The organism is Salipiger sp. (assembly GCF_059781815.1).
Genome location: NZ_JBYNAH010000046.1, coordinates 1 through 26,240, shown reverse-complemented (window position 1 = coordinate 26,240; position 26,240 = coordinate 1). Strand labels below are relative to the sequence as shown.

25 protein-coding genes and 1 pseudogene are annotated in these 26,240 nt (G+C 65.6%); 13 read left to right on the top strand and 13 right to left on the bottom strand.

The genetic code is table 11. The annotated features are described in order from the left end of the window. Positions 1-237: 237 nt before the first annotated feature. Positions 238-891, bottom strand: coding sequence for a pyridoxamine 5'-phosphate oxidase family protein (locus AC6RA4_RS07630; RefSeq protein ID WP_500158993.1), 654 nt, complete (start codon positions 889-891; stop codon positions 238-240). A 55-nt stretch (positions 892-946) separates the two neighbouring features. Here AC6RA4_RS07630 and pdxR point away from each other — a divergent pair, with 55 nt between their 5' ends. Further along, positions 947-2,398, top strand: coding sequence for a MocR-like pyridoxine biosynthesis transcription factor PdxR (pdxR, locus tag AC6RA4_RS07625; RefSeq protein WP_500158991.1), 1,452 nt, complete (start codon positions 947-949; stop codon positions 2,396-2,398). 466 nt (positions 2,399-2,864) lie between these two features. On the opposite strand, the gene AC6RA4_RS07620 is transcribed toward pdxR, so the two are convergent. The 7 genes from AC6RA4_RS07620 to AC6RA4_RS07590 all read right to left on the bottom strand — a co-directional run bounded on the left by AC6RA4_RS07620 (position 2,865) and on the right by AC6RA4_RS07590 (position 9,137). Next, positions 2,865-3,833, bottom strand: coding sequence for a dipeptidase (locus AC6RA4_RS07620; RefSeq protein WP_500158989.1), 969 nt, complete (start codon positions 3,831-3,833; stop codon positions 2,865-2,867). A gap of 15 nt (positions 3,834-3,848) precedes the next feature. Next, positions 3,849-4,568: an ABC transporter ATP-binding protein gene (locus tag AC6RA4_RS07615; protein ID WP_500158987.1), complete on the bottom strand. Its 720-nt coding sequence runs from the start codon at positions 4,566-4,568 to the stop codon at positions 3,849-3,851. Continuing rightward, the gene (locus AC6RA4_RS07610) at positions 4,555-5,319 is read right to left on the bottom strand and encodes an ABC transporter ATP-binding protein (RefSeq protein ID WP_500158985.1); all 765 of its coding nucleotides are present in this window, start codon (positions 5,317-5,319) and stop codon (positions 4,555-4,557) included. The genes AC6RA4_RS07615 and AC6RA4_RS07610 overlap by 14 nt, the downstream gene beginning before the upstream one ends. Continuing rightward, positions 5,316-6,299: a branched-chain amino acid ABC transporter permease gene (locus AC6RA4_RS07605; protein WP_500158983.1), complete on the bottom strand. Its 984-nt coding sequence runs from the start codon at positions 6,297-6,299 to the stop codon at positions 5,316-5,318. Before AC6RA4_RS07605 ends, AC6RA4_RS07610 begins: the two co-directional genes overlap by 4 nt. A gap of 4 nt (positions 6,300-6,303) precedes the next feature. Beyond that, positions 6,304-7,173: a branched-chain amino acid ABC transporter permease gene (locus tag AC6RA4_RS07600; protein WP_222605459.1), complete on the bottom strand. Its 870-nt coding sequence runs from the start codon at positions 7,171-7,173 to the stop codon at positions 6,304-6,306. A gap of 61 nt (positions 7,174-7,234) precedes the next feature. Then, positions 7,235-8,413, bottom strand: coding sequence for an ABC transporter substrate-binding protein (locus tag AC6RA4_RS07595; protein WP_500158980.1), 1,179 nt, complete (start codon positions 8,411-8,413; stop codon positions 7,235-7,237). A 103-nt stretch (positions 8,414-8,516) separates the two neighbouring features. Beyond that, positions 8,517-9,137, bottom strand: a complete 621-nt coding sequence (locus tag AC6RA4_RS07590) for a TetR/AcrR family transcriptional regulator (RefSeq protein WP_500158978.1) — start codon at positions 9,135-9,137, stop codon at positions 8,517-8,519. A gap of 356 nt (positions 9,138-9,493) precedes the next feature. On the opposite strand from AC6RA4_RS07590, the gene AC6RA4_RS07585 reads away from it, so the two are divergent. The 5 genes from AC6RA4_RS07585 to AC6RA4_RS07565 all read left to right on the top strand — a co-directional run bounded on the left by AC6RA4_RS07585 (position 9,494) and on the right by AC6RA4_RS07565 (position 14,124). After that, positions 9,494-10,483, top strand: a complete 990-nt coding sequence (locus AC6RA4_RS07585; protein WP_500158976.1) for a TRAP transporter substrate-binding protein — start codon at positions 9,494-9,496, stop codon at positions 10,481-10,483. Positions 10,484-10,732: 249 nt separating this feature from the next. Continuing rightward, positions 10,733-11,206 (top strand): TRAP transporter small permease, encoded by a 474-nt coding sequence (locus tag AC6RA4_RS07580; protein WP_500158974.1) that lies wholly within the window; start codon positions 10,733-10,735, stop codon positions 11,204-11,206. Then, on the top strand, positions 11,203-12,486 hold the full coding sequence (locus AC6RA4_RS07575; RefSeq protein ID WP_500158973.1) for a TRAP transporter large permease: 1,284 nt from the start codon (positions 11,203-11,205) through the stop codon (positions 12,484-12,486). The genes AC6RA4_RS07580 and AC6RA4_RS07575 overlap by 4 nt, the downstream gene beginning before the upstream one ends. Positions 12,487-12,511: 25 nt before the next feature. Then, positions 12,512-13,756, top strand: a complete 1,245-nt coding sequence (locus AC6RA4_RS07570) for a Zn-dependent hydrolase (protein ID WP_500158971.1) — start codon at positions 12,512-12,514, stop codon at positions 13,754-13,756. Continuing rightward, positions 13,753-14,124, top strand: coding sequence for a hypothetical protein (locus AC6RA4_RS07565; RefSeq protein WP_500158969.1), 372 nt, complete (start codon positions 13,753-13,755; stop codon positions 14,122-14,124). The genes AC6RA4_RS07570 and AC6RA4_RS07565 overlap by 4 nt, the downstream gene beginning before the upstream one ends. Here the strand turns inward: AC6RA4_RS07565 and AC6RA4_RS07560 are convergent. Beyond that, on the bottom strand, positions 14,075-15,007 hold the full coding sequence (locus AC6RA4_RS07560; RefSeq protein ID WP_500158967.1) for a LysR family transcriptional regulator: 933 nt from the start codon (positions 15,005-15,007) through the stop codon (positions 14,075-14,077). The two genes, AC6RA4_RS07565 and AC6RA4_RS07560, sit on opposite strands and share 50 nt — an antisense overlap. A gap of 167 nt (positions 15,008-15,174) precedes the next feature. Between AC6RA4_RS07560 and AC6RA4_RS07555 the strand changes: the two genes are divergently transcribed. The 7 genes from AC6RA4_RS07555 (at position 15,175) to AC6RA4_RS07525 (ending at position 21,670) form a co-directional block, all read left to right on the top strand. After that, positions 15,175-15,519 carry a RidA family protein gene (locus AC6RA4_RS07555; protein ID WP_500158965.1) on the top strand — a complete coding sequence of 115 codons (345 nt, stop codon included), beginning with the start codon at positions 15,175-15,177 and terminating at the stop codon, positions 15,517-15,519. A 106-nt stretch (positions 15,520-15,625) separates the two neighbouring features. Next, positions 15,626-16,240 (top strand): RraA family protein, encoded by a 615-nt coding sequence (locus AC6RA4_RS07550; RefSeq protein ID WP_500158963.1) that lies wholly within the window; start codon positions 15,626-15,628, stop codon positions 16,238-16,240. Between the two features lie 53 nt (positions 16,241-16,293). Then, positions 16,294-17,823: an ABC transporter substrate-binding protein gene (locus tag AC6RA4_RS07545; protein WP_500158961.1), complete on the top strand. Its 1,530-nt coding sequence runs from the start codon at positions 16,294-16,296 to the stop codon at positions 17,821-17,823. 73 nt (positions 17,824-17,896) lie between these two features. Beyond that, positions 17,897-18,817 carry an ABC transporter permease gene (locus AC6RA4_RS07540; RefSeq protein ID WP_500158959.1) on the top strand — a complete coding sequence of 307 codons (921 nt, stop codon included), beginning with the start codon at positions 17,897-17,899 and terminating at the stop codon, positions 18,815-18,817. After that, positions 18,817-19,689 carry an ABC transporter permease gene (locus AC6RA4_RS07535; protein WP_500158957.1) on the top strand — a complete coding sequence of 291 codons (873 nt, stop codon included), beginning with the start codon at positions 18,817-18,819 and terminating at the stop codon, positions 19,687-19,689. The genes AC6RA4_RS07540 and AC6RA4_RS07535 overlap by 1 nt, the downstream gene beginning before the upstream one ends. A gap of 5 nt (positions 19,690-19,694) precedes the next feature. Then, positions 19,695-20,669 carry an ABC transporter ATP-binding protein gene (locus AC6RA4_RS07530; RefSeq protein ID WP_500158955.1) on the top strand — a complete coding sequence of 325 codons (975 nt, stop codon included), beginning with the start codon at positions 19,695-19,697 and terminating at the stop codon, positions 20,667-20,669. Then, entirely contained in the window at positions 20,666-21,670 is a 1,005-nt protein-coding gene (locus AC6RA4_RS07525) for an oligopeptide/dipeptide ABC transporter ATP-binding protein (protein ID WP_500158953.1), read from the top strand. The genes AC6RA4_RS07530 and AC6RA4_RS07525 overlap by 4 nt, the downstream gene beginning before the upstream one ends. A gap of 347 nt (positions 21,671-22,017) precedes the next feature. On the opposite strand, the gene AC6RA4_RS07520 is transcribed toward AC6RA4_RS07525, so the two are convergent. The 4 genes and pseudogenes from AC6RA4_RS07520 to AC6RA4_RS07505 all read right to left on the bottom strand — a co-directional run. Further along, on the bottom strand, positions 22,018-22,380 hold the full coding sequence (locus AC6RA4_RS07520; RefSeq protein WP_500158951.1) for a response regulator: 363 nt from the start codon (positions 22,378-22,380) through the stop codon (positions 22,018-22,020). Between the two features lie 5 nt (positions 22,381-22,385). Beyond that, positions 22,386-24,749 carry a sensor histidine kinase gene (locus AC6RA4_RS07515; RefSeq protein ID WP_500158949.1) on the bottom strand — a complete coding sequence of 788 codons (2,364 nt, stop codon included), beginning with the start codon at positions 24,747-24,749 and terminating at the stop codon, positions 22,386-22,388. A gap of 259 nt (positions 24,750-25,008) precedes the next feature. Further along, the gene (locus AC6RA4_RS07510) at positions 25,009-25,674 is read right to left on the bottom strand and encodes an SDR family NAD(P)-dependent oxidoreductase (RefSeq protein ID WP_500158947.1); all 666 of its coding nucleotides are present in this window, start codon (positions 25,672-25,674) and stop codon (positions 25,009-25,011) included. A gap of 76 nt (positions 25,675-25,750) precedes the next feature. Then, positions 25,751-26,240: pseudogene (locus tag AC6RA4_RS07505) on the bottom strand (serine hydrolase domain-containing protein); the annotation flags it as partial.

The window sequence follows — 26,240 nt, the reverse complement described above, 5'->3', positions numbered from 1 at the left end:
ACCGATTGGAATAAAACGGCATATCTGAATTTGCACTTCAGCATGAATTCACAGCAGGCACCTTCTAAACTGGCTTGCGACCAATCCTCTATCCCGTTGGAAATTCGAGGAGAACGGACATGGCGCCCTCGAGGCCTACCTGCTTGAATATGGTCGCCCCTTGGTCTTCTACAGCGACAAGCACGTGGTGTTTCGTGTCGCGCCGCACGGTTCCGCGCCTCGGCGCTCCATCCTCGATCAATCGGCCCAGCGAAAGCCGGTGATGTGGTCGGGTGCCGCGACCCCGGGAAGATTGCGCGGATCGTCCTCCGGTGCGCCCACGCCCCTGGTGACGGGCAGCACTCCGGCCCAGATCGGCAGCGTGTAGTCTTCCTCGTCGTCCACGGGTCCGCCCGTGCGCACCTTTGCACTGCCCTCGGCGATCTCGAGCGACAATAGCGCCGTTGCCTTCAGCTCCTGCCGCGAGGGCGCGCGCAACATGGCGGAGCGTCCCGGCCACAGCCCGTCGATGAAGGCGTTCAGCCGCGCTTCCTTGAGCTCGTCCGGCACCGGCTCTGCCCGGCCGAACAGCATCACCGACCGGGTGTTGGCCGAATGATGCATCCCGGAGCGCGCCATCACGAACCCGTCCAGGATCGATACGGTCAGGCAGACCTCTTGGCCGCGGGATTGGCGGATCGCGCGGCTGGCAGAGGAGCCGTGCCAATAGACGTGATTGCCCTCGCGCCACTGGAACGTGGGGGTCACGAAGGGCTTGCCATTGATCACGTAGCCCACGGAACACATGGGCTGCGCGTCGAGGATCGCGTCGATGGTGGCCCGGTCGAAGGCGCCACGGTCGTGCAGGCGCCGCAGGCGGCTGCGCTCGGTCACGGGAAGCGGGTCGGTCATGGGAAAGCTCCGGTCTTGTACCCCCCGCTTGTCTCGCAGTATTGGTCACTTTGAAATGACCAATACTGACAAATATTCCAAGGCCACTTTTCAGGCGGCCCTGTTGGGACTGAGCCTCGACAGAGCCGCGCGGCGACCGTTGCACGTTCAGCTTGCGGCCTGCCTGCGCGATCTCGTGCTGAGCGGCACCGCGCCGCCGGGCGCGCGACTGCCTGCCAGCCGCCAGCTGGCCCAGGACCTCTCGGTCTCGCGGGCGACGACGCAGGCGGCGATCGAGCAACTCGTGGCAGAGGGCTACCTCGTAGGGCGCCGGGGCTCCGGCACCTATGTCGCCGATCACCTGCCGCACCTCGCGCCGCCGGCGGCGCCTGCCGGGACTGCGCCGCGGCCGGACGGTCCGCGCGAGATCCGGCCGTTCGAGCTCAGCGCTCCGGATGTCGAGACCTTTCCCCATGCGGACTGGGCCAGGCATCTGCAGGCCGCCTGGCGGCGGCCCCATCCGGACCTGCTCAGGGCGCCGGATGCGTTTGGCTGGGGGCCGTTGCGCGGGGCCATCGCCGCGCATCTCCAAGCCTGGCGCGGCATCGACTGCGGCGCGGGGCAGATCGTGATCACCTCCGGTGCGCGCGAGACCTTCGACCTGATCGCAAGGCTGTTTCCCAAGGGCGGCACGATTCAGCTCGAGGACCCCGGATTTCTCCCGATGCAGGAGCGGCTCGCGGCGGCCGGGCTGCGCTGCGCCCTGTCCCCGGTGGATGAGGACGGGTTCGATCCGGCGTTGCTGCATGAAGATGCCTCGGGTGTGGTGGTGACGCCCTCGCGCCAGTTTCCGCTTGGCATGGCCCTGCCGCTGTCACGCCGGCTGGCACTGCTCGACTGGGCCGAGCGGCGCGATGCGCTGGTGGTTGAGGACGACTATGACAGCGAATTTCGCTATACGGGGCAGCCGCTTCCTGCCCTGACGAGCCTTGATGGCGGCCGCCGCACGATCTATGTCGGCAGCTTCTCCAAGCTGCTCTCGCCGTCGCTGCGCCTTGGCTACGTGGTGGTTCCCGAACGCCTCGTCGCGCAGATGCGCGCGGTGATCGGGCCCTTCGGCACCCAAGCCTCTCTGGTGCCGCAACCGGCGCTCGCGAGCTTCATGGAGAGCGGTGCCTTCTCGATCCATCTGCGCCGCATGCGCCGTCTCTACGGGCAGCGCCGCAAGGCACTTCACGCCGCGCTCGAGACGCATCTCGCGGGGTGGTTTTGTCCGCGTCCTGAGCCCTCCGGAATGCACGTCGTCTGCACCTTCGGCGCGCGGTTGACGGGCATTCCGGAAGCCGCGGCGGTGCAGGCAGGAGAGGCGGCTGGCCTCACCCTGCGCGCACTCTCCCAGTATTACCACACGGACAAAGCTGTGCCGGGTGTCATCCTTGGCTTCGCAGCGTTCGACGAGGCGGCGCTGTCGGCAGGTGTCCGGCAGTTGGCCAAAGCCCTTGAAGGGCTGACAATAGACGCCCGTTAAAAACGCGGCGCGCGTGGTTTTCGCGGACGGAGCGTGTCTTCTATAGGGGAAACGGCTCTTTCTGAGAACGCCGTGCGCGGGCCGGGATGGGCCATCCAAGATGGGGCAGCGAGAGCTTCAACGTGCGCATCCGGGGTGAGCGGCTGAATCGCGAAACCTTCTACTCGCTGAGGGCGGCGCAAATCCCCATTGAAAGATGGAGACCGCACGACACCATGGAACCGCCGCTTGGCGCTCTCGGATATCCAGAGCCGGCGCCCGAGGTCTTCCTTCCGGTAGATCGAAAGCCGGCCATGCATCAGCATTGAGCCCGGACCACGCGCGGTGGGCAGCTCAGGGCCGCGTCGCCACTCGCCATGTGGAGCCGTTCCGCAACCGCATCGTGACGCCCGCGCTGTTGCCGGACGCCACCCGCAAGATGCAGGCCCTGAAGTGAGACGCCGGGGGCCAGCCCCGGCGCCGGAGATCACCAGACGCGGTCGAGCAAAGACAGCCAGTTCTCTCCCATCACGCGGCGGATCTTGGTCTCGGACCAGCCGGCGCGCTGCATGGCGGCGGTGAGGTTCGGGAAATCGGCAATCGAGCCGAGCCCGTCGGGGAACTCGACCTCCCAGATCTCGGTGAGCTGACGGGCATAGCCCTTGTCGCGGTTGAGATACTCGAAGAACTTCGCGCCGTAGCCCATGGTGAAATCGGTGCCGAATCCCACGCGCTCCTCGCCCACGAGGTTCACGATGTAATCGATTGCGGCGACGTAGTCGTCGACCGTCGCACCGTTGCCGGCGGCGAGGAAGGGCGGGAACATGGTCACGCCGACGAAGCCGTCATGCTCGGCGATGAACCGGAGCTGCTCGTCGCTCTTGTTGCGCGGGTGCGCCTTGAGCCCGGCGGGCAGGCAGTGCGAATAGGCCACCGGCTTCTTCGAGGCGAGGATCACCTCCTGCGAGGTCTTGGGCCCGACGTGGCTCAGGTCGCAGAGCATCCCCACCCGGTTCATCTCGGCCACCACCTCGTGGCCGAAATCCGACAGCCCGCTGTCGGTGCTCTCGTAGCAGCCAGAGCCCACGAGGTTCTGGGTGTTGTAGGTCATCTGGACGATGCCGACGCCCTGCTCCTTGAAGAGCTCGATGAACTCGAGCCGGTCCTCGAAGGCCGAGGTGTTCTGGAAGCCCAGCACGATGCCGGTCTTGCCCGCGGCCTTGGCGGCGCGGATGTCGGCGACGGTCTTCGCCTTCACGATGAGATCGGCGTTCTCGCGGAACTGGCTGTTCCACGCCCCGATCGCCGACATGGTGTCGCGGAAATTTTCCCAGACCGAACAGGTGCAGTTGGCAGCGGTGAGCCCGCCCGCGGCCATCGCCTCGAAGACCGGGCGGCCCCAGTCTGAGATGATGAGCCCGTCAAAGACGATGAGATCGTCGTGCAGCGTGGTCATGTGGTGGTCCTTCGGTCAGAGATAGATGTTGCGCACGATGGCGTCGTGATCGCCCGCCATGGCGCGGACGTCGCCGCCATCCACCACCTCGCCATCCCTCAGGACGATGAAGCGGTCGGCGGCGCGGAAGGCGAGGTTGAGGTTCTGCTCGACCATCAGCATGGTCACGCCATCCTCTTTCAGCGTGTCGATGATGCGGGCGATCTCTTCGCAGAACTGCGGCGAGAGGCCGCCCGAGGGCTCATCAAGCAGCAGCAGCCGTGGCCGGGACATCAGCGCGCGGCCGATGGCGACCATCTGCTGTTCGCCGCCCGAGAGCGTCCGGGTCGCCTGCTTGCGGCGCTCCCTCAGGCGCGGGAAGCGGTCGTAGATATGGGCGAGCGTCTGCGCCAGCTCCTTGCCGCCCCGGCGCATGGCCCCGAGCCGCAGGTTGTCCTCGACGGTGAGGTCGGGAAAGAGATCCCGCGCCTGGCTCACCTGCGCGATGCCGAGGGCGAAGATCCGGTGCGGCGGCAGCCCCGCGGTCTCCTGACCGTCGAAGAGCACCGAGCCGGCGCTTGGGCGGACAAAGCCGCAGATCGCGTTCATCGAGGTCGACTTGCCCGAGCCATTGGCCCCGAGCAGGGTCAGGCACTCGCCCGGCACCACGTCGTAGGAGGCGCCGCGCAGGATCGGCTTCTTGCCGTACCCCACGTGCAGGTCGCGGATTTTCAGGAGCGGTTCAGGAGTGTCCAAGGTAAGCCTCCAGCACGGCGCGGTCTTCGCGGATTTCCTCTGGCGTGCCCTCGGCGATGCGCGCGCCCGCCGCCATCACGAGGATCCGGTCGGCGGCGGCCATCACCAGCTCGACCGCATGTTCGATCAGCAGGATGCCGACGCCCTTCTCCCCGGCGAGACGGTGGATGATCTCCATCATCTGCGCCCGGGCCACCGGCGACAGCCCCACCGCGGGCTCGTCGAGCAACAGCACCGGCGGATCGGAGGCGACGGTGCGCACGATCTCGACGATGCGTTGCTGCCCGCCCGAAAGGTCCCCGGCCCGGGTGTCGGCCATGTGGTCCATCGACATGAGCTTCAGCAGCTCGCGGGCGCGGTGGATGTTCTCGGCCTCGGATTTCAGCGCCTTCGAGCGCCCGAGCAGGATGTCGAGGAACGAGCCGTGGGTCTGCGCGTGCAGCCCGGTCAGCACGTTCTCGAGCACCGTCAGCGCCGGGAATAGCCCGCCGTTCTGGAAGGTGCGGCGGATGCCCTGCTCGGCGATCTCGTGCGGGGTGAGCGGGGTCAGCTCCTGCCCGCGCAGATGCACGGTGCCCGCGGTCGGCGTGACATAGCCCGAGATCGCGTTGAACAGCGTCGACTTGCCGGCGCCGTTCGGCCCGATCACCGCGCGGACGTTGCCGTCCTCGAGGGTGAAAGACACGTCGTCGAGCGCGGTCAGCCCCGAGAAGCGGACCGAGAGGCCCTCGACTGTCAGAAGCGTGCTCATGGGGCCTCCCGGTAGAAACGTTCGACGAAGATGGGCGAGACCCGGCGCAGCAGGCTCGCGAGCCCCATCGGCATGGCGACCAGCACGCCCGCGACGATCAGGCCGAAGAACAGCTCTTCCATGCCGGGGAAGGCGCGCAGGTATTCCGGCAGCGCGGTCAGCAGCACCGCGCCAAGCACGGCGCCGAGCACCGACCCCAGCCCGCCCACCAGCACCATCGCGAAGGAGGCGATGAGATGCAGCATGCCGAAGCTCTCCGGAAAGACGTGCCCGACATGGCGGGCAAAGAGCGCCCCGGCGCAGCCCACCACAAAGCCCGACCACATGAAGGTGGCGAGGATCACCCGCGCGGTGGGAATGGCGAGCGAGGCGGTGGCGATCTCGTTCTCGCGCACCGCCATCACGGCGCGGCCGAAATGCGAGCGCATCAGGTTCAGCGTGGCCTTCACCAGCAGAACGGTCACCGCGAGGAAGATGTAGAACTTGAGCGTGTCGTCGGTGAGCGAGATGCCCAGCAGCGTCTCGCGGGGCATCGGCATGCCGTCGGTGCCGCCGGTCAACGGCTTGGCGTGCAGGTAGGCCCAACGCATCAGCTCGCCAAAGGCCAGGGTGATGATCGCGAGGTAATAGGTGCGGATGCCGCGCAGTGCCGCCGCCGAGGCGAGGAAGCCTCCCAGCGCGCCGAAGGCCCCGGCCAGCGGAATGGTCAGCAGCCACGGCACGCCGAGCTTGGCGGCAAGGATCGCCGAGCCGTAGGCGCCGATCCCGAAGAAGGCGGTGTTGGCAAAGGCGAGCTGGCCGAGATTGCCGATGGTCAGGGTGAACCCCAGCGTCACCAGCACCGAGACCAGCATGCCGTTGGCGATGAACTGGGTGTAGGGGTTGGTGGCGAGCGGCAGCAAGAGCAGCACGGCGGGCACGGCCCAGAACAGCAGCGTGCGCATCTTGCGCTGGCGGGCGGAGGGCATGGTCTGGCTCATCGGATCACACCTTCACCACGGCCTTGCGGCCGAAGAGCCCCTGCGGCCGGATGAACAGCACCGCCACGATCACCACATAGGCGGTGATCTCGATCAGCGCCGTATCGAGATAGGCGCCGGCATATTGCTCGGCGATGCCCAGCAGCACCCCGCCCAGCACGGCGCCGCCCAGCGAGCCGAAGCCGCCCAGGGTCATGGCCGCGAAGCCCTTGATCAGGAACGAGGCCCCGAGATCGGGATGCAGCAGCGAGACCGGCGCCACGAGGATGCCGCCAAGCGCGCCAAGCGCCGCGCCGACTCCCCAGGAGAAATCGTTGAACCGGTCGACATTGAGGCCGATGAGCCGCGCGCCGCGCGGGCTCTGGTAGACCGCCTGCACCATCTTGCCGAGGTCGGTCAGGGCCATCAGCCCGAAGAACAGCAGCAGCAGGACAAGCACGGTGCCGATTATGAACACCGCATCGCCGGTGATCACGAGGTCGCCGACAAAGATCGGGTCCATGTCGAAGACCGGCGGCATCGGCAGCACCTCGCGGCCCCAGACCATGCGCGCGATGCCGCGCAGCAAGTAGCCCGCCGCGATGCACATCAGCGCCAGCCCGATATGCGGGCCGCCCCGGATCGGACGGATCAGGCCGCGGTTGAACATCACCCCCAGCACGAACATCGCGATCATCGCCAGCGCCGCCGCGGGGAGGAAGGCCACGCCCGCCAGCACCACGAGCACGTAGGACAGGAAGGCCCCTGCCATGACGAAATCGCCATGTCCGAAATTCACCACCGTGGTCGAGCGGTAGACCACCGTCAGCGACAGCGCGATGAGCGCATAGATCATGCCCTGGGAGAGACCTCCCAAAGTCAGCTGCATCAGCATGTTGTCTGCTCCTTGAAAAGTCCGGGCGCGACCGCGGCCGCGCCCGGCAGTCGGGGAGGTGTCAGTAGGGCTGGCCCCAGGCCTTCAGCACGGTCGGCTCGCCATCGACGAAGCCCGCCACCGCCGAGCCCTTGACGCCCTGGTGGTCGTCGGCGGTCCAGCTGATCGGGTCCGACAGGATGCCGGTGTCGAAGTCGCGCACCTCTTCCAGCGCCGCCATCAGCTTGGAGCGGGTGAGCTCGGGCCCCACCGCTTCCAGCGCCGAGACCAGCGCCTCGGCGGAGCCGATCGAGACGAAGGAGAAGGTCGAGAGCTCTTCGTCCGGGTAGTACTTGTGGATCATCTCGCCCCACGGCTGCATCAGCGGGCCGTCGAGGTTGTCGATGTAGGAGTGGATCACGTAGTAGTTCTTCACCGTGTCGAAATCGCCGGTGCGCTTGAGCGTGTTCTCGAGGTCGGTGCCCGCGGTGCCCATGACCGGGATGTCACCCATGCCGTATTTCTTCAGGTCCCGCAGGAAGATGGCGGTCTCGGCCTCGTAGAGCGCCGCGATGATGAAATCGGGCTTCTCCTGCCGTAGCTTCAGCACCTGGGCGGTGGCGTCGGTCTGGCCGCGCTCCATGGTCAGCTCGAGCGAGGGCGCGACGCCGTTCTCTTCAAGATACTCGCGCGCCGGGTTCGAGTAGGAATGCGCCCAGTCGTTCGAGTGCTCGATGATCGCCACGTTGCTGGTGTCGGGCTTCGAGAGCACGAAGGCGGCCATGGCGCGACCGTTGGCGCCGCCGGTGGGCACGCCGTGGAAGATGTTCGCGGCCAGCGGATCCGAGATCGAGTCGCTCACCGCATGGGCGACGATCCACGGCAGACCCGCCTCCTCGATGGTCGGCCGCAGCGCCAGGGCCACGCCCGAGCAGGAGTTGCCCTGCAGCATGAAGACCTCGTCCTGCGAGATCAGCTTCTTGGCGGCGGCGAGCCCCTTGGCGCTGTCGCAGGCGGTGTCTTCCTGCACCGCCACGAGCTTGCGCCCGTGCACGCCGCCCTCTTCGTTGACCTTGTCGTAATAGGCCATCATGCCGATCAGCGCCTTGCTGTAGGACGAGGCGTTGCCCGAGAACGGCCCCATCACGCCGATGGTGATGGCATCGTCGGTCAGGCCCTGGGTTTCCCACTCCGCATCCTGCGCAAGGAGCGGGCTTGCCGCAAGGCCGGCCGCGGCCAGTAGGGAGATGTACTTCTTCATCGTGGTCTCCTGTTGGATCTCAGTTGGGGTGGTGCGGTCTGACGCCGCATTGGGGGAGGATGTGCCCGTATAAATAAAACCGACTGGCTTGTTTGTTTTTGACTTAGCCGTTCTCCGCTGGCCGGACGTGCACCGCGATCACCGCCTTCAGCGCCGCGAGCATCTCGAGGAAATAGGCTTCGTCCCGGCGCAGAACCGCCTGCACGGCCATGCCGCGGAAGACGTTCATCGCGAGGTTCAGTGCGACCCGCGACGACACCACGTCGGGATCGACCGCCACGAAGGTGCGCGACCACGTGGTCTCGAAGCGCTCGTGCAGGTCGAGGATCAGCGGCGCGAGCTGGCGCCGCAGCTCGTCATCGCCGCGGGCGGCAACGATGATCTCGAGCGAGGAATAGAACCAGTCGCCGTTCACGACGCCGTCCCAGATCGCATCGAAGAAGGCGTCATAGCTCAGCCGACCGGCCCGCAGCTCGCCGGCGAGGGTTTCGAGACCGGTGGCGAAATTCGCGAACATCTCTTCGGTGGCGGCGACGATGAGGTCCATCTTGCCAGGATAATGATGGGTCTGCGCCCCGCGCGAGACCCCTGCCCGCTTCGCGATCCCCGCGGTGCTGGTGTTGGCATAGCCAACCTCCATCAGCGACTGGATCGTCGCATCGAGCAACAGCCTCCGGGTCTTGGCGCTGCGCTGATCCTGGGTTCTGCGTGTGGTCACGGTCATGTTGCCTCCATATACAAACAGGTCGGTTTGTTTTTATGATTCTGTCAAGTGTGGCGATCGCGCTCATGCAAAGGAAGACCGTCAGCCCCCCGACATGCTCAAGAAAACGGCACCGCGCCCGGGCATTCCTGAATGCTCCGGCACGAGACCTGCGTCAAAGACCCTGCGCCGGCTGAAAGGTCCGGCGCCTGTGTCCGGGGCCATAGGCATGGCCTCCGACATTGCTGCGCCCCATGCGAGCCCACTGCACAAGCACACATAAGAACAGGCTTTTCCAATCATAGCGCTGCGCTATTTGCGCCGATTTTGGGTTCGGTATCTCTTCGCCTCAAACAAATTCCAACAGGAGAAACGACATGAAATACGCCAGCCACTTGTTCAAGAGCGGCCTGCTTGCAGCCTGCCTGACGGCCTTTGCACCAGTCACCGCGCTGGCGGAGGACGTGTCCATCCGGCTTGGCCACGTCCTGCCCGAAAGCCACAGCTGGCACATCGCCACCTCCGGCTTCGCCGAGGAAGTGGCCGAGCGCACCGAAGGCCGCGTCGCGATCGAAGTGTTCCCCTCGGGCCAGCTCGGCAACGAGAAGGACGTCATCGAAGGGCTGCAATTCGGCTCGATCCAGGCCGGCCTGATCGGTTCGGGCTCGTTCCAGGGCATCGAGCCGCGCATGGGCATCATCGAGATGCCCTATGCCTGGAGCGCCCGCGAGCAGGCCTTCGCCGCGCTCGACGGCGATCTCGGCACCGCACTGGCCGAGCTGCTCGACAGCAAGGGCATCAAGGTGCTGGGCTGGTGGGAAAACGGCTTCCGCAACATCACCAACAACGTGCGCCCCATCGAAGCGCCCGAAGACCTCGCCGGTCTGAAGATCCGGGTGACGCCCGACAAGGTCCGTCTGGCCACCTTCGAGGGTCTGGGCGCCGAGCCTGCCCCGCTGTCGTTTGGCGAGCTCTATTCCGCGCTGCAACAAGGCCTGTTCGACGCGCAGGAAAACCCGCTCTCGATCATCCTCGCCGCGTCGTTCTTCGAGGTGCAGAAATACGTCTCGCTTTCCGAACACATCTGGGGCGCGGCCACGCTGACCATGTCGAACGCGACATGGGACAAGATCTCGCCCGAAGATCAGGAGATCGTCATGGAGGCCGCCACCACGTGGGGCCTGAAGCAGCGCGACATGGTCGCCGCCGCCAATGACCAGCTGATCGCCGATCTGGAAGAAAAGGGCATGGTCTTCAACGAGGTCGACAAGGCCGCCTTCGTGGACGCCGTCGCTCCGATCTGGGAGAGCCAGAAGGATGTCTATGGCGAAGAGCTTCTGAGCATCCTCAACCAATACCGCGAATGATCCTGCGGCCCGAGAAAGGAGTTGCATCGGTGGAGCCGGTGCAACTTTTCGAGCTCGCCCAGATGAGGCTGCTCTCGCGAGCCCGAGGCGGCGCGGGCCTTTGCAAGCGCGCCGTGATCACGGGCCGGAAAGGCGCGCAATCCACCGCCCACAGCTATCTCCGGGACGGGGTGACGCTCAGGGGCGCGGCGGTGGCCCCTGCTGCGATGAATGCACCCCATGCCCGGAACTCGACGGAGGCTTGACGCCATGAACTTTCGCGACGGCTCGCTGCGGGCGGCTAATTGGATCGACCAAGGCGCGCGCTGGTGCGGCGCGGCCCTTGTGGCGGCGTTTGCGGCGATGGTCGTCTATGTCGTCATCTCGCGCTACCTGTTCTCGGCGACGCCCCGCTGGGCCGAGGAGTTGCCCCGGATCGCACTGGTCTGGCTGACCTTCGTCGGCGCGATCTCGGGCTTCGTACGCGGCACGCATTTCCGCGCCGGACTGCTCGACCTGGTGACGCTGCCGGCACCGCTGCGCAAGTGCATTGCCGCGCTCGCATGGCTGGCGAGTGTCGTGTTTCTCGCGGTGCTCATCCGGACCGGCTGGACGCTGAGCGGGATCACCTGGTCGCACCAGACCACCGCCCTGTCGCTGCCCGTGGGCCTGTTTTACCTCTCCTTGCCGGTCTGCTGCGGCTTCGCGCTGCTGGGCCTGATCCTGAAAGGGGGCCGGGCATGAGCCTCGCGCTTGCTTTGCTTCTTGTGGCCTTCGTGGTGCTGGTGCTGATGGACGTGCCCATCGCCGTGGCGCTTGGCCTGTCGTCGATGTTCTACCTGCTGATCGCCGATGCCGCGCCGATGATCGTGGTCGCGCAGCGCGCCGTCGCCGGGATCAACAGCTTTACGCTCCTGGCCATCCCGCTGTTTCTGCTCGCCGGTCTGCTGATGGTCCACGGTGGCCTCGCGCCCCGGATCATCGCGCTCTGCTCGGCGCTGATCGGGCGACGGACCGGCGGCCTCGCCATGGTGATGATCATCGCCTGCATGATGTTCGGCTCGCTCTCGGGCTCAGGCGTGGCCGACGTCGTCGCCATCGGGACGATGATGCTGCCGGCGATGAAAGATCAGGGCTATCACCCCGGCTTTTCGGCCTCGGCCCTGGGCTGTGCCGGCTCCCTTGGGACCGTCATTCCGCCCTCGATCGTGCTGATCGTCTACGGCACCGCCACCAACAGCTCGATCGGGCAGCTCTTCGCCGCCGCGATCCTGCCCGGCATCCTGCTTGGCCTCGGGCTGATGCTGGTGGCGTGGTGGATCTCGCGCCGCAATGGCTGGCAGGGCGGGGAGCCGTTCTCGTGGCGCGAGCTTGGCCGCGCCGCAAAGGGCTCGATCCTCGCCATGCTGGCGCCGATCATCATCGTGGGCGGCATCCGCCTCGGCATCTTCACCCCGACCGAGGCCGCCGGGATCGGCGTGGCCTATGCGCTCGTCATCGGGGTCTTCGTCTACCGCGCGCTGTCGCTGTCCACGCTGATGCGGCTCCTGCGCGAGACCACCGAGATGACCGGGGTGATCCTGCTCGTCATCGCCTCGGCCTCGGTCTTCGGCTGGATCCTCGCCGCCGAACAGGTGCCGCAGATGGCCGTCAACGGCATCACGCAGGCCACCGAGAGCGCCACCGTCGCGCTGCTTCTGATGATGGCGGTGCTGCTCATCCTCGGCACCTTCATGGAGAGCATCGCGATCATCCTGATCCTTGCGCCGGTCTTCCTGCCGATCCTTGGTCACTATGGCATCGACCCGGTCTATTTCGGCATCCTGCTGACCATCAACCTCGCCATCGGTGCCAATACCCCGCCCCTGGGCATCGACCTGATGGCGGCCTGCCGGGTCGGTGAAATCCCGCTCAGCGCGTCGTTCAAGTACCTGATCCCCTTCCTTGGCGTGATGGTCGGCGTGCTGCTAGTCCTCGTCCTGTTCCCCGCTCTGATCACCGATCTCCCCGGCATCCTGTTCTGATCCCGGCCCCGAAAGAAGGTTCCCCATGCCGATTACCCCCGATACCCGCGTCGACCTCGGCCGCTTCTGGTCCACCATTGAAGCCTCCGGAGAGATCGGCAAAGGCCGCCCCGGCGGGCTGTCGCGCCTGACACTGGGCGATGCCGACCGCGAGATGCGCGACCTGTTTCGCGCGTGGTGCGAAGAGGCGGGCCTGAGCGTCGAGGTGGACGCCGCCGGAAACATCTTCGGCCGCCGCGACGGCACCGACAACGATCTGCCGCCGATCCTGATCGGCAGCCATCTCGACACCCAGATCAACGGCGGACGGTTCGACGGGATCGCCGGGGTGCTGGCGGGGCTCGAGGTGATCCGCAGCCTGAACGACGCGGGTCACGTGACCAAGCGCCCCATCGTCGTGGTCGACTGGACCAACGAGGAAGGCGCGCGGTTCTCGCCGCCGATGGTCGCCTCCGGCTGCTTCGTCGGCAAGTACGACATCGACTGGGTGTATGACCTGATCGGCGATGACGGTGCGCGGTTCGGAGATGAGCTCGCGCGGATCGGCTACGACGGCGCGACGCCCTGCAAGGCGGGTGAGATCGACGCCTATTTCGAGCTGCATATCGAGCAGGGGCCGATCCTCGATGCCGAGAAACGGCAGGTCGGCATCGTCACCGGCGGCTACCCGGTGCGGGGGATGCGGGCGACGTTCTCCGGCCAGACCTCGCATACCGGGCCGACCCCGATGGACCTGCGCAGGAACGCACTCGCCGCGGGGGCGCGCTGGCTGACCGCGGTGGACGATATCGGCTGGGATTTCGCGGTGCATGACGGCAAGGCGACCGCCGCGCGGCTGACCGCCTGGCCCAACAAGCCCGGCATCCTGTCGGACACCGCCGAAGCCGTTTGCGACGTGCGCCATCCCGATCCGATCACCACGCGGGTGATGGCGGAAAAGATGCGCCGGGCGCTCTACGAATCCGCCGCGCGCTGCGGCTGCGAGGCGCGCATCGAGGATGAATGGGAATGGGGCGGCGACATCTTCGACCACGAGATGATCGACGGCCTCCGCGACGAGGCGATCCGCATGGGCTTTGACTGGCGCGATATTCAGAGCCAGGCGGGCCACGACGCCTATTTCCTGGCTACCCATTGCCCCACGGCGATGATCTTCACGCCCTGCCAGAACGGCATCACCCACAACAACGAGGAAAACTGCGCGCCGGAGGATTTTGTCGCCGGGTTGAACATCCTGCTTCACGCGGTGCTCAAACGGGCCGACCGGTGACGGCGCTGATCGGGCAACAGTCTCTGGAGACCGTGCTCGACTGGCCCGCGCTGATCTCGGAATTGCGCGCCTGGTACAAGGCGGGCAATGTCGAGGCGCCTGAGCGGCAGGTGCTGAGCATCGCGCAGCCCGATGGCAGCAAGGCCTCGCTGCTGATCATGCCGGCCTGGGTGCCGGGGGAAAGCATCGGGGTGAAGGTGGTGACCTTCTTCCCCGGCAATGCAGCCAAGGGACGGGCCGCGACGATGCGGCCTTCACGGTCTTCAAATCCGTCGGCATGGCGCTTCAGGATCTGGCGGCGGCGAGGCTCGCCGCGTCTCAGACCATATCGGGGTAGAGCGCCAGCAGCTCTTCGACGGTCTGGATGAACTTCCGCTCCGAGGGCGACAGCTTCTCGGGTGCCGCATGGACCAGATAGACATCGGCGCCGATCGGCTCGTCGGTGATCTTGAGCGGCCAGAGCTCGCCGCGCCGGATGTCGTCCTGCGCCACAGCCAGCGGCAGGATGCCGATGCCCATGCCGGTGACGATCATCCGCCGCACCTCCTCGGTGTTGGTGCTCAACCCGTTGATCCGGCTTCCGAGCCGCGTGCCTTCGCGCAGCACCGACATCGGCTCGAGCCCCATGCCCTCGGTGGCGCAGGCAAAGGAGATGAACGGCTCGTGCCGCAGGTCGCGCATTTCCACGGTCCTCTGCCCGAAGAGCGGGTGCTCGGCGCCGCAGAACACGCTGAACTCCTCGCGGAAGAGGCGGATCGACGGCAGGTTGACCAGCGGTTTGGCCAGCAGGCAGAACCCCAGGTTCGCCCGGCCCTGCTGGATCAGGCGAACGATGGTCTGGCTGTTCTGGACCTCGCTTTGAAAGATCACCGACGGGTGGCGGTGGTGAAAGAGCCGCATCGCCTCGTCGATCAGCGGCGACACAAGGTTCGAGATGATCTGATAGCGGACCTGCCCGCGCTCCTCGGCTTCGGCGTCGCGCACTAGCAGCGAGATGCGCTCGGCGCTGTGGAAGATGTCGCGGCATTCCTGAAAAATCTTGTCGCCCCGCGTCGTCAGCTCGAAATGGCGGCTGTCCCGGAATACGAGCTGGCAGTCGAGCTGGGCCTCGAGTTTTTGTAGCGCATTGCTGACCGAGGGTTGGCTGAGGCCGAGCCGCCGTGCCGCCTTGGTGATGCTCTGCTCCTCGGAGATCATGTAGAACACGCGCAGGAGGTTCCAGTTCAGGTCTGTTTGGGGAAGGCTGTCCATTCTGGCGAGTCCGGTACCATCGGTGATGCAAGAGACTGTCTGTTTTTGCAGCAGACCAGAAATAGCAAGAGGCTATTCCAGATATTCGCCGAGGCTATGCCCGCCATCTGTGCGTATCGCCTGTGGTTGAATATGGTTGCCAAGAAATTCATCAAAAAGGAAGATCCATGAGCATCACCCGCCTTCACCCCGGCCCCCGCATGAGTCAGGCCGTGATCCACAACGGCACCGTCTACCTCGCCGGTCAGGTCGGCACGCCCGGCGCCGATGTGGCCACCCAGACCCGCGATTGCCTCGCTGCGATCGATAAGCTGCTGCAAGAGGCCGGGACGGACAAATCCAAGCTCCTGCAGGTCATCATCTGGCTGGCGGACATGGCCGATTTTCAGGACATGAACGCGGTCTACGACGCGTGGATCGATCCCGCCAACCCGGCGGCGCGCGCCTGTGGCGAAGCCAAGCTGGCGACCCCCGACTACAAGGTGGAATTCATCGTCACCGCGGCGGTCTGATCCGCTTTCCTGCCCGGAGGTTATGCCAGTCATAACCTCCGGCTATTTGCGAAATGCCCCCTCCTGCGGCTTGCTTGGCTGAAGCGACGCAAGGTCAGGACAGGGTATGCCAGCAGCAATCGACTTCTCGGACATCGAAACCGCGACACTGGGGCATTTCCTTGAGACCGGCTTCATGGCGCCGTCGATTCAGGGGCTGACCCTCGAGGCGCGCGTGTTCGGCCCGGCCCTGACCGTGCGGATGGCGGGCGATGACGGTGGCCCTCTGGTCGAGGCCCTGTCCGGCGCCAAACCCGGCCAAGTGATTGTAGTCGACCGCTGTGGCGATCTGCGCCATGCCTGCTGGGGCGCGGTGACCACCGCCGCCGCGCAGGCCCGCGGTGTGGTGGGTTCGGTGATCGACGGCTTCGTCACCGACCGCGCCGCCATTCTCGCAGCCGGCTACCCGGTCTGGTGCCGGGGCCGGTCCCCCATCACGACCAAGCCGCGCGGACTTGGCGGCGAGGTCAACGTCACCATCAATTGCGGCGGCGTGGCCGTGCGCCCGGGCGACATGGTGCTCGCCGATGAAAGCGGCGTCGTCGTGCTCGATCCCGCTCGGGCCGCCGAGCACATGGCGCGTGCCCGCCAGATGCAGACCGACGAGATCACCATTCTCGCCCGCCTGAAGGCCGGCGAGACGCTGGCCGAGATCGGCGGCAAGACCAAACACCCCGCATAGAACCGGAAAACCGGCCGGGACCCTTTTCACCTCCCCATCCAACAGAGAGACCCATGACGACATTCCCCTCCAAGGTCGCGACCGGCCTGGCCGCGCTGGCCTCCGTCACCGCTCTGACGCTGGCCACGCCCGCGCTGGCCGACAAGGCATCGAACACGCTCAACGTGGCCTTCGCCGCCGAGCCCGAGCCGCTCGACACCTACAAGATCGCCGGCCGTCAGGGCCTGATCCTTGCGCGCCACATCTATGATGGCCTGCTCTACAAGAACCTCGACACCGGCGAGATCGTCCCGGCGCTGGCGGAATCCTGGGAGTTCACCGGCCCGCTGACGATGGAATTCACCCTGCGTCAGGGCGTAAAGTTCCACAACGGCGCCGACTTCACCGCCGATGACGTCGTCGAGACGCTCAACACCGTGATCACCCCGGAATACGGCACCCGCTACTCGATCTCGGTCGACTGGATCGAGAGCGTCGAGAAGCTCGACGACTACAAAGTGCGCATCAACATGTCGAAGCCCTTTGCCGGCGCGGTCGAGATGCTGGCGGATGCGCTGCCGATCTATCCGCATGAATTCTTTGAGGAAAACGGCTCGGCCGGCATGGCGGCCACGCCCATCGGCACCGGCCCCTACAAGCTGGTCAGCCAGGAGCCCGGCATCCGCTATGAGCTCGAGAAGTTCGAGGATCACTACGCGGGCAGCCCGAAATCCGGCGCCACGCTCGACAAGATCACCGTGCGCACCATCCCCGAGATGAACACCCAATACGCCGAGCTGATGTCGGGCTCGCTCGACTGGATCTGGCGCATTCCGCCCGATCAGGCCGAGCGTCTCGAAGGCCGCGTGCAGATCATCAGCGCGCCGATCATGCGCATCGGCTATGTCGGCTTTGCCCCCGAGGCGATGGGTGGCGAGACGCCGATCGCGAAGAAGGAAGTGCGTCAGGCCCTGATCCACGCCACCAACCGCGGCGCGATTGTCGATGCCTTCGCCGGCGGCGCCTCCGAGGTGCTGAACACCGCCTGCAACCCGGCACAATTCGGCTGCGCGCAGGATGTGACGTCTTATGAGTACGACCCCGAGAAGGCCAAGGCGATGCTGGCCGAGGCGGGCTATGCCGACGGCTTCGAGATGGAGATGGTGTTCGCCGCCATGCCGCGTCCGACCGCCGAGGCGGTTGCGGCAGACCTCGCCAAGGTCGGCGTGACGCTGGAGCTGAACGAACAGCAATATGCCGCGGGCGTCGGCAAATGGCGCGCCAAGGAGCTTCCGGCGTTCTTCTCGAACTGGGGCAGCTACGGCATTGGCGACACGGCGTTCATCCTGTCCAACTTCTTCGGCGGCGGGGCGGATGACCTCGTGCAGGATTCGGAACTGGCCGAGTGGCTGACCGTGGCCGACACCTCGTCGGACCGCGAGGAGCGGGCCGAGAACTACGCCATGGCGGTGAAGAAGATCGCCGACGAGGCGTACTGGATGCCGATGTACAACTTCAACGTCAATTACGGCCTCGCCAACGACCTCGATTTTACCCCGCATCCGGACGAGTTCGCCCGTTGGTGGGCCACCAACTGGAAATAAGCTGACCCTGCGAACGAAACGGGCCGGACGGTGTGCTCCCTTCGCCGTCCGGCCCATTTTACGGAAAAGCACCATGCTCCCCTTTCTCTCCAAACGGCTGTTGGTGGCGTTACTGGTCTGCGTGACCGTCTCGGCGCTAAGCTTCGGGCTGATGTTCCTGTCGGGCGATCCGGCGATTGCCATTGCCGGGTCGGGCGGTCGGGCCGAGGATGCCGAGGCGATCCGCGTGGCCTATGGCTTTGATCGTCCCCTGATCGTGCAATATCTCGACTGGATCGGCAGCGCGCTGACCGGAGACCTCGGGCAGAGCATTTATTTCAACGTGCCGGTGACCGAGATCATCGGCAACCGTGTCGGCGTCACGCTGACGCTCGGCTTCGTGTCCTTTCTCGTCGCTCTGGCCATCGCGGTGCCTCTGGGGGTCGCTGCGGCGCTGCGGCCGAACGGCTGGATCGACCGCATCGCGCTGGTGATCGCCGTCTCCGGTCAGGCGATCCCGAGTTTCTGGCTGGGCCTCATGGCCATCGTCGTCTTCGGCGTCTGGTACGGCATGGTGCCAATCTCAGGGGCGCAGAGCTGGCAGGGCTATATCCTGCCGGTGGTGGTGCTGAGCTATTACGCCATCCCCGAGCTGATGCGCATCACCCGCTCGGGGATGATCGATGTGCTGGCCACGGATTACGTGCGCGCCGCCCGCGCCAAGGGGCTGCCGATGCATCTTGTGATTTCCCGCCACGCCCTGCGCAACGCGATCCTGCCGCTGGTCTCGCTGGCGGCGGTGCAGCTGGGGCAGCTGCTCTCGGGCTCCATCGTGATCGAAAGCGTGTTTGCGCTGAACGGCCTCGGGCGGCTCGCGTGGGAGTCGCTTCTGCGCAGCGACCTGCCCGTGGTGCAGGCGATCATCCTGATCCTGTCGCTGCTCTACGTGGTGCTGACGACGCTGGCCGACGTGCTGAACGCGATGCTCGACCCGCGGCTGCGGGGGGCCTCGTGATGTCTGACGTCTCGATGGACACCGCGCGCCCCGGCCTCTGGCGCAAGATGCGTGGCAATACCGGCGTTCTGATCGGTGGCACGCTGCTGGCGCTGATCGTGCTGATCGCGATCCTCGCGCCGGTGCTCGCGCCGCATGATCCGATCGCGCAGGACCTGAGCCGCCGCCTGCTGCCGCCCTTTTGGCATGACCGCTCGGTGCCCGAGCACCTGCTCGGCACCGACCACCTCGGCCGCGACTACCTGTCCCGGCTGATCTATGGCGCGCGGGTCTCACTGGGGGTGGGGCTGGGGGTCATCCTTGTCTCAGGTGCCATCGGCATCACGCTGGGCCTGCTCGCAGGCTATTTCGGCGGCAAGGTCGACATGCTGATCAGCTTCGCCATCACCACCCGCCTGTCGCTGCCCATCGTGTTGGTCGCGCTCGCCGCGGTGGCGCTTGGCGGGGCGTCGCTGACGACGCTGATCACCGTGCTGGGCCTCTTGCTCTGGGACCGCTTTGCCGTGGTCACCCGGGCGGCGGCACAGAGCCTCAGGCATCAGGAATTCATCACCGGCCTGCAGGCCATCGGGGCCAGCCGGGCGCGCATCCTGTTTCTCGAGATCCTGCCCAACATGCGCGCCACGATCCTTGTCGTGGTCTCGCTCGAGGTGGCCAACGTGATCCTGCTGGAGGCGGCGCTGTCGTTTCTCGGGCTGGGCGTGCGCCCGCCGACACCGAGCTGGGGGCTGATGATCTCCGAGGGGCGCGACAACATCCTCTTCGACCCCTGGCTGATCGCCCTGCCCGGCTCGGCGCTGTGCCTGCTGGTGCTGGCGGTGAACCTCTTTGGCGACGGTCTGCGCGACATCACGGGGCCGGCACGGAAATGACCGACATGATGCTCGATATCAAGAACCTGCAGGTGTCCATCCCGACGGACAGAGGCACGCTCAACGCCGTGCGCGGCGTCGATCTGTCGATTGCGGCGGGCAAGACGCTATGTCTCGTGGGCGAGTCCGGCTGCGGCAAGTCGCTGACGGCCACCGCGATCATGGGGCTCCTGCCGCGCTATGCGAAGGTCACCACCGACCGCTTCGCGATGGCGGGGCAGGACCTGACCGCCAAGACCGAGGCCAAGCTCGCCAAGATGCGCGGCCGCGACGTGGCGATGATCTTTCAGGACCCCACCAGCGCCCTGAACCCGACGCTGACCATCGGGCGACAGCTGACCGAGGGCGTGATGCGCGCCGAGAAGCTGAGCCGCAAACAGGCCGACGCCCGCGCCATCGAGATGCTCGACCGGGTCGGCATCGCCAATCCCGCGGCCCGGCTGGAGCAGTATCCGCACGGTTTCTCCGGCGGGCAGCGGCAGCGGATCATGATCGCCTCCGCGTTGATGGGCCGCCCCAAGCTGCTGATCGCGGACGAGCCGACCACCGCGCTCGACGTCACCATCCAGGCGCAGATCCTCGCCCTTCTGGACGAGCTCCAGAGCGATCTCGGGCTGTCGCTGCTGTTGATCACCCATGACCTCGGCGTGGTCGCCGCCATCGCCGACGAGGTGGCGGTGATGTATGCCGGACGGATCGCCGAGCGCGCGCCGGTGAAGGATCTTTTCCGTGCGCCGCAGCACCCCTACACAAGCGGCCTCCTTGCCGCGATCCCGGTGCCGGGCCAGACCCCGCGCGGCAGCGAATTGCCCGCGATTCCGGGCCGTGTTCCCGGGCTGATCGGCCCCCTGAAGGGTTGCGCCTTCCGGGATCGCTGCGGCTTTGCCGGAGAGGTCTGCGGTCAGGATCCGGTGCCCGGCCGCGCGCCCGCCCCCGGCCGCTTCGTCGAATGCCACAAAGCCGCGGAGGTCGCCGCATGACCCGATCCGAGACCCCGCCGATGATCCGCATGACGGGCATTCGCAAGGCCTATCGGCTGCATCGCAAGCTCTTTGCTCCGGCCGAGGAGCTGGTGGCCGTGAACGATCTGTCGCTCGAAGTCGCCGCGGGCGAAACCCTTGGCCTCGTCGGCGAATCCGGTTGCGGCAAGAGCACCGCGGTCAGCATCATGCTGGGGCTCCTGAAACCGGACCGGGGCGAGGTCGAGATCGCCGGTCGGAAGATCGGTGCCCTGTCGGTGGACGAGCGCGTCCGGTTGATCCAGCCGGTGTTTCAGAACCCCAATGCCTCGCTCAATCCGGTCAAACGCATCGCCACCCTGATCGGCCAGCCGCTGCGCCTGCATGGCGGTGCGAACGTGAACGCCGAGGTCGCCCGGATGCTCGATCTCGTCGGCCTGCCCGCGCGGCTGGCCGACGCCTATCCCGGCGAGCTTTCCGGCGGCCAGCGCCAGCGGGTCGCAATCGCCCGCGCCCTGATCCTGAAGCCGCGCGTGCTGATCTGCGATGAGCCGACCTCGGCGCTCGATGTCTCGGTGCAGGCACAGATCATCAATCTGCTGCTGTCGCTGAAATCGGAATTCGGGCTGACGATGGTCTTCGTCAGTCACAACCTCGCCGTGGTCGAACACCTGGCCGACCGTGTAGCGGTGATGTATCTCGGGCAGAAGGTCGAAGAGGCGCCCACCGATGCGCTTTTCGACGGTGCGCAACACCCCTACACCAAGGCACTCCTGGCGGCGACGCTGTTGCCCGACCCGGAGACCGGCATGCCGGAACAGCTCATCGGTGCCGCGCCGGCGGATCCGTTCGCAACCTATGCCGGCTGCCGCTTCGCACCGCGCTGCCGCGAGGTTCAGCAAAGCTGTCGCACCACCGCGCAAACCTTGCGCAAGCTGGGCGCCGGGACCGTGCGCTGCTCTATCGCAGGGCAGCACCCTCGCGATGGGGCTGTCGAGCAGGTGCCGACGGGGTGCTCTTGAGGTGCTATGCGCCGCGAGACGGGAAATATCAGGACGCCACAACACGACCGGAACGGTTGCCGATCTTCGCTGCAGGCTGGTGTAATGTTCCACCTTTCTCAGTCTCTCGGCATGGGTTGCGCGGTCATGTTGACCCTCAGGTGCCCGCAGCCTTTGCTGCCGGCAAAGGCTGCCCATAGGCGCGTGAGGATGACGCGCAACTGAACCGCATAGAGATCGAACGGGGTTCCCAGCTGCGTTCCCAGTTCCCGGTATGCCCGCCCTTGAACACACAAGGAGGGACTGCACGACTCTCGTCGTGCATGAGGGAGCAGCAGGTCAGCGCGCCTATCGCGGCGGAGCGCGCCTCAGAGAAGCGCTTCGATGTCCTCGGCCAGCGTCAGGGGATCGAAGGGTTTCGGGATCACGCCCTGTGCTCCGAGACCCATAAGCTCTGCGACCTGGTGTGTCTGTGTTCGCGCAGTCACGAAGACCACCGGGATCGATTTCAGGATCGGATCATTTCGAGCCGCCGCAAAGGTCGATATGCCATCCATTCCGGGCATCATGACATCGAGCATGATCAGATCGGGCCGGAAGTCGCGGGCCAGGTCGAGCCCTTCCTGCCCTGATGCCGCTGTTCGTACCTCGAACGTCTCTTCGAGCTCGAGCGCCATCTCGGCGATCTGCCGGATGTCGTCCTCGTCGTCCACGTAGAGGATCCTCGGCATTGCGGCTACCTTGCTCCGACCGGCTGCGCCAGAAGCGCGTGGACTGCGTCGACGACGTCGCTTTCGGCCGACTTGGTCTTTGTCATGACCGCGCGGACCTTATCTCCGGCAGTGATGTCCACATCCGTTGCGGAGTAGACGATCACCGGCGTCAGCGCGTCGACGTCCGACAGCAGCTCCGTACCCTGACCATCCGGCAGCGCGAGATCAAGAATGATCGCAGAAAATCGCTCGTTCCGAAGCTCCTCGCGTGCAGCCGCAAGGCTGTGCGCCCTGCGGACCTCGACCTCGTCACCAAGCCCGGTCGCAACCACTTCGAGCAGGCCGGTATCGTCCTCGACATGCAGGATACGGGGGCGCATTTCATCCGCTTCCCGCAGCGCCTCGCGCAACGCAAATGCGATCCGCTCGGGATCAATCGGCTTTGTCAGAAGCTCGACACTCTGCCCGGGCGCGTCGGGAAAGGCCTCCCGCGCCCGGCTGCTGTCCGACGCGACGACAAAGGTCGTGAGCTGCGCCCCCTCCACCAGACCGCGGACCGCGCTCAGCTGGTCATCCTCGACGTGGTCGAGATCGATTGCCAGCGCTGCATGGGCCTGAGCCGCGAGCATCGCCGAGAGGGTTTCCACACTGGATGCATGATCGATCGCGTAGCCGGCGGATGCGAGTTGCCGGACGACGACGAAAACGCCGGCCGGATCGAACCCGTAGGTCAGCATGCGCGGCCGTCCGTCGGGCTCTTCCCCAAGCCGCCTTGGCTCCGCGATGCCGGCAAGCGGCAGGGTCACCGAGAAGGTCGAGCCTTCGCCGAGCCGTGTTTCGAACCCGATCGCGCCGCCCATCCGCTCGACAAGCGCCTTGCTGATGCTCAGGCCAAGCCCGGTCCCGCCTTCGCTGCGCGTGTTTGAGCTGTCGAACTGCTCGAACTTGCCGAACAGGCGGTCCTGAAACTCCTCGGCGATGCCCGGGCCCTGGTCCACGACGGAAATCTTGGCCGTGCCCTCTGTCGCATCGGCCGAGAGCCGGACCTGCACGAACCCATCGCGTGGCGAGAACTTGATCGCGTTCGAAAGCAGGTTGCTCACCACCTGGTGAAGTCGGTCTGGATCGACTTCGACCAAGGCCCCGGGTGCGTCGTCGATCACGATGATCTTCACGTGTCGCTCGGGCAGGTAGGCGCGCGCCGTCTCGAGGGCCGGGTCGAGCACCGCGCGCATCGACTGTTCCCGCATGTCGAAGTCCATTTTCCCGGACTCGATCTTCTCCATATCGAGAATGTCGTTGATCAGGTTCACGAGGCGCTCGCTGTTGTTGTGCGCGATCCCGATCAGTTTCGAGGCCTTGCTCGAGAAGTCTCCCGCCTTTCCCCCCGCCAGAAGGCCGAGAGAGCCGCGGATCGAGGTCAGTGGCGTGCGCAATTCATGGCTCACGGTCGACAGGAACGCACTTTTTGCGGCGCTGGCCTCCTCTGACAGGGCCTTGGCTTGCCGCAGCCGCTCTTCGAGCCGTTTCTGTTCGGCAAGGTAGGCAGAGAAGACAAGCGAGATGAAGACGCAGGTGCCGAGGAACAATTGCAGGATAATCATCTGCTCGGACAATGCCGCATCCACGAGCAGGATCGGTCCGGTGCCCTGCACGGTGGCGGCGATTGCCACGACAGTGATCGTGAGATTGGCAACCACCGTCCCCGCCATGCTCGATCGCACGACGACGAGCAGCAGGGGTGGAACCGCCAGAAACAACAGCGGCAGTTCATCCTGCCAGAAGATCGCAGACACCGCGACGGCGTTCATGAGCTGAAGGGCCAGAACATCCGGACGCGTCAGCGAAGAAAGCTCGAACCGGCTGTTCTTGTATCCGAGCCCCATCGCGAAGAGCGGCACGAAGACCAGAAGCCCGAGCGCATCCGCCGCGTACCAGTTTTCGAGAACCTGCCAGAACGGGGCGTCGGCGAACTTGTGCAACCATGAGGCTGCCACCAGCGCGGAACAGAATGGCGCGAGGATCCCGGCGACGGCCACAAAGACGGCGAGGTCTTTCAGGACGGTGAAGTCGATATTCGGCCGCAGTCGCATCAACAGGGCGACCACGATGCCGATCTCGATGGTATTGCAGGCCGAGAGCGTCAGCGCAACTGACAGGGAATCTCCCGCAGCGAGATTGGCGAGGATATTGCCGAGATAGGCCGCGGCGATCACGTAGAGCGAACTCTCCCGCGCTCGGACGAAGATGAGCGACAGGATGGCCGCGTTCGCGACCCAAATCGAGGCGATCCGTCCGCCCTCGCGGGTCAGCCAGATCCCGCCGGAAGCGAGAAGGAACATCGTGACAGCCGCCACGATGAGAAGAAGGTAGCTCGGCCTGCGCATTTTGTAATTCCGTTTGCTTCTACGGCAACTTTGACGTGATTTACGATCAAAAACAGAGAATTTTGACGAAATCGTGGCAGCCTGGGCGGTTTCCGTTCGGGTGTAGTTGTAGAGACGTATGTCCGGCGATGGCCTCAGATCAGATGGTTCGTACGCATCTGTTAAATTTGGCGTTTCGAGGCTCTCCCGCCCGGATCATGGCCATCGCCGCCGCATGGAAAGCTCGAACCGCGAGCAATTTCATGCCATCACAAAAGTATCACCACGGTATTTCTTTGCCGGAATAATCGAAGAACCTGCCGGTCTTGCCTGCGTCGAGCGTGGCGATGACCTCCAGCAGACGCTCTGCCGCGGTGTCTGCGGTGACGGTCGGATGGCGATCCTGATAGCCTTCGGTGAAACGTGTCTCGACAGTTCCCGGATGCAGGCAGACGCAGCAGAGCTTTGGATATTTTCGGGCCAGCTCGATTGCGGCGCTGTGGACAAGCTGGTTCACCCCCGCCTTTGCGGACCGGTAGGCGTACCAGCCGCCAAGCCTGTTGTCGCCAATCGATCCGACCCGGGCCGAGAGCACCGCGAAAACGGCCGGCCGCTCTCTTGGAAGGAGGCGGCGGGCGTGTTTCAGCACAAGGATCGGGCCGATCGCATTGACCCGGTATTGATCGACAAGCGCCTGTTCCGAGATCATGTCGAGAGATTTCTCCGGCACCGCACCGTCGATGCGCAGCGCCCCGGTCGCGACGAAGATCAGATCGAACTGGCCATCGAGCGCTCCGAGCGCCTCTGCCACGCTGGCCTCATTGGTGATGTCGAGCCCATCTTCCGAGCGCGACAGCCCGAGGGTCTCCACGCCGGATGCCTCAAGCCCGGCCAGCATGGCCGAGCCGATGCCCCCGGACGCCCCGATCACCAGCGCCCGCTTCATGCAGGCACCGCGGCTGGGGCGCGCGGTCCGGGCGACCTCACCTGCCGACGCAGAGCTGCGGCCCTCGCACCGCGTCTCATTGGGCGCGGAACAGATCGTTGACGATGGCGCGGGAATAGGCCGTCATCGGGTGTATGTTCTGCCAGGTGGTCGAGAACCAGACCACCACCGTGTCGGTCTCGGGCGAGACGTAGAGCCCCTGCCCCAGCAGGCCCGACTTGTAGAGGTCGCCATCCTCGAAGACCGCGTCCCACTGATAGGAGCCGCCGATCGGCGCATCCTCCTCGCCGAAATAGGAGACCATCTTCCGTCCGAACTCGCTGTCGAGATAGATCGACGGGTCAGCCGCCGTCTGCACCGCGTCGAAATAGCTTTCCGAGACGACGCGCTCCTCGGCCACGGTTTGCCAGCTCGGCGAAAACAGCAGGCCATAGCGTGCGAAATCCATCAGGCTGCCGGCGAAGATGCCACCGCCCAGAACCTCGCCGCGCGGCGACAGCGCCACCAGCCCGTCGCCCTCCATGCCGGCCTTGGTCCAGATGCGGTCGCTCACCACCCAGTTCCAT

Coding starts and splice junctions, on each gene's coding strand:
- AC6RA4_RS07630 (WP_500158993.1), bottom strand. CDS start 891: ATGACCGACCCGCTTCCCGTGACCGAGCGCAGCCGCCTGCGGCGCCTG.
- pdxR (WP_500158991.1), top strand. CDS start 947: ATGACCAATACTGACAAATATTCCAAGGCCACTTTTCAGGCGGCCCTG.
- AC6RA4_RS07620 (WP_500158989.1), bottom strand. CDS start 3,833: ATGACCACGCTGCACGACGATCTCATCGTCTTTGACGGGCTCATCATC.
- AC6RA4_RS07610 (WP_500158985.1), bottom strand. CDS start 5,319: ATGAGCACGCTTCTGACAGTCGAGGGCCTCTCGGTCCGCTTCTCGGGG.
- AC6RA4_RS07605 (WP_500158983.1), bottom strand. CDS start 6,299: ATGAGCCAGACCATGCCCTCCGCCCGCCAGCGCAAGATGCGCACGCTG.
- AC6RA4_RS07600 (WP_222605459.1), bottom strand. CDS start 7,173: ATGCTGATGCAGCTGACTTTGGGAGGTCTCTCCCAGGGCATGATCTAT.
- AC6RA4_RS07595 (WP_500158980.1), bottom strand. CDS start 8,413: ATGAAGAAGTACATCTCCCTACTGGCCGCGGCCGGCCTTGCGGCAAGC.
- AC6RA4_RS07590 (WP_500158978.1), bottom strand. CDS start 9,137: ATGACCGTGACCACACGCAGAACCCAGGATCAGCGCAGCGCCAAGACC.
- AC6RA4_RS07585 (WP_500158976.1), top strand. CDS start 9,494: ATGAAATACGCCAGCCACTTGTTCAAGAGCGGCCTGCTTGCAGCCTGC.
- AC6RA4_RS07580 (WP_500158974.1), top strand. CDS start 10,733: ATGAACTTTCGCGACGGCTCGCTGCGGGCGGCTAATTGGATCGACCAA.
- AC6RA4_RS07575 (WP_500158973.1), top strand. CDS start 11,203: ATGAGCCTCGCGCTTGCTTTGCTTCTTGTGGCCTTCGTGGTGCTGGTG.
- AC6RA4_RS07570 (WP_500158971.1), top strand. CDS start 12,512: ATGCCGATTACCCCCGATACCCGCGTCGACCTCGGCCGCTTCTGGTCC.
- AC6RA4_RS07560 (WP_500158967.1), bottom strand. CDS start 15,007: ATGGACAGCCTTCCCCAAACAGACCTGAACTGGAACCTCCTGCGCGTG.
- AC6RA4_RS07555 (WP_500158965.1), top strand. CDS start 15,175: ATGAGCATCACCCGCCTTCACCCCGGCCCCCGCATGAGTCAGGCCGTG.
- AC6RA4_RS07550 (WP_500158963.1), top strand. CDS start 15,626: ATGCCAGCAGCAATCGACTTCTCGGACATCGAAACCGCGACACTGGGG.
- AC6RA4_RS07545 (WP_500158961.1), top strand. CDS start 16,294: ATGACGACATTCCCCTCCAAGGTCGCGACCGGCCTGGCCGCGCTGGCC.
- AC6RA4_RS07540 (WP_500158959.1), top strand. CDS start 17,897: ATGCTCCCCTTTCTCTCCAAACGGCTGTTGGTGGCGTTACTGGTCTGC.
- AC6RA4_RS07535 (WP_500158957.1), top strand. CDS start 18,817: ATGTCTGACGTCTCGATGGACACCGCGCGCCCCGGCCTCTGGCGCAAG.
- AC6RA4_RS07530 (WP_500158955.1), top strand. CDS start 19,695: ATGATGCTCGATATCAAGAACCTGCAGGTGTCCATCCCGACGGACAGA.
- AC6RA4_RS07525 (WP_500158953.1), top strand. CDS start 20,666: ATGACCCGATCCGAGACCCCGCCGATGATCCGCATGACGGGCATTCGC.
- AC6RA4_RS07520 (WP_500158951.1), bottom strand. CDS start 22,380: ATGCCGAGGATCCTCTACGTGGACGACGAGGACGACATCCGGCAGATC.
- AC6RA4_RS07515 (WP_500158949.1), bottom strand. CDS start 24,749: ATGCGCAGGCCGAGCTACCTTCTTCTCATCGTGGCGGCTGTCACGATG.
- AC6RA4_RS07510 (WP_500158947.1), bottom strand. CDS start 25,674: ATGAAGCGGGCGCTGGTGATCGGGGCGTCCGGGGGCATCGGCTCGGCC.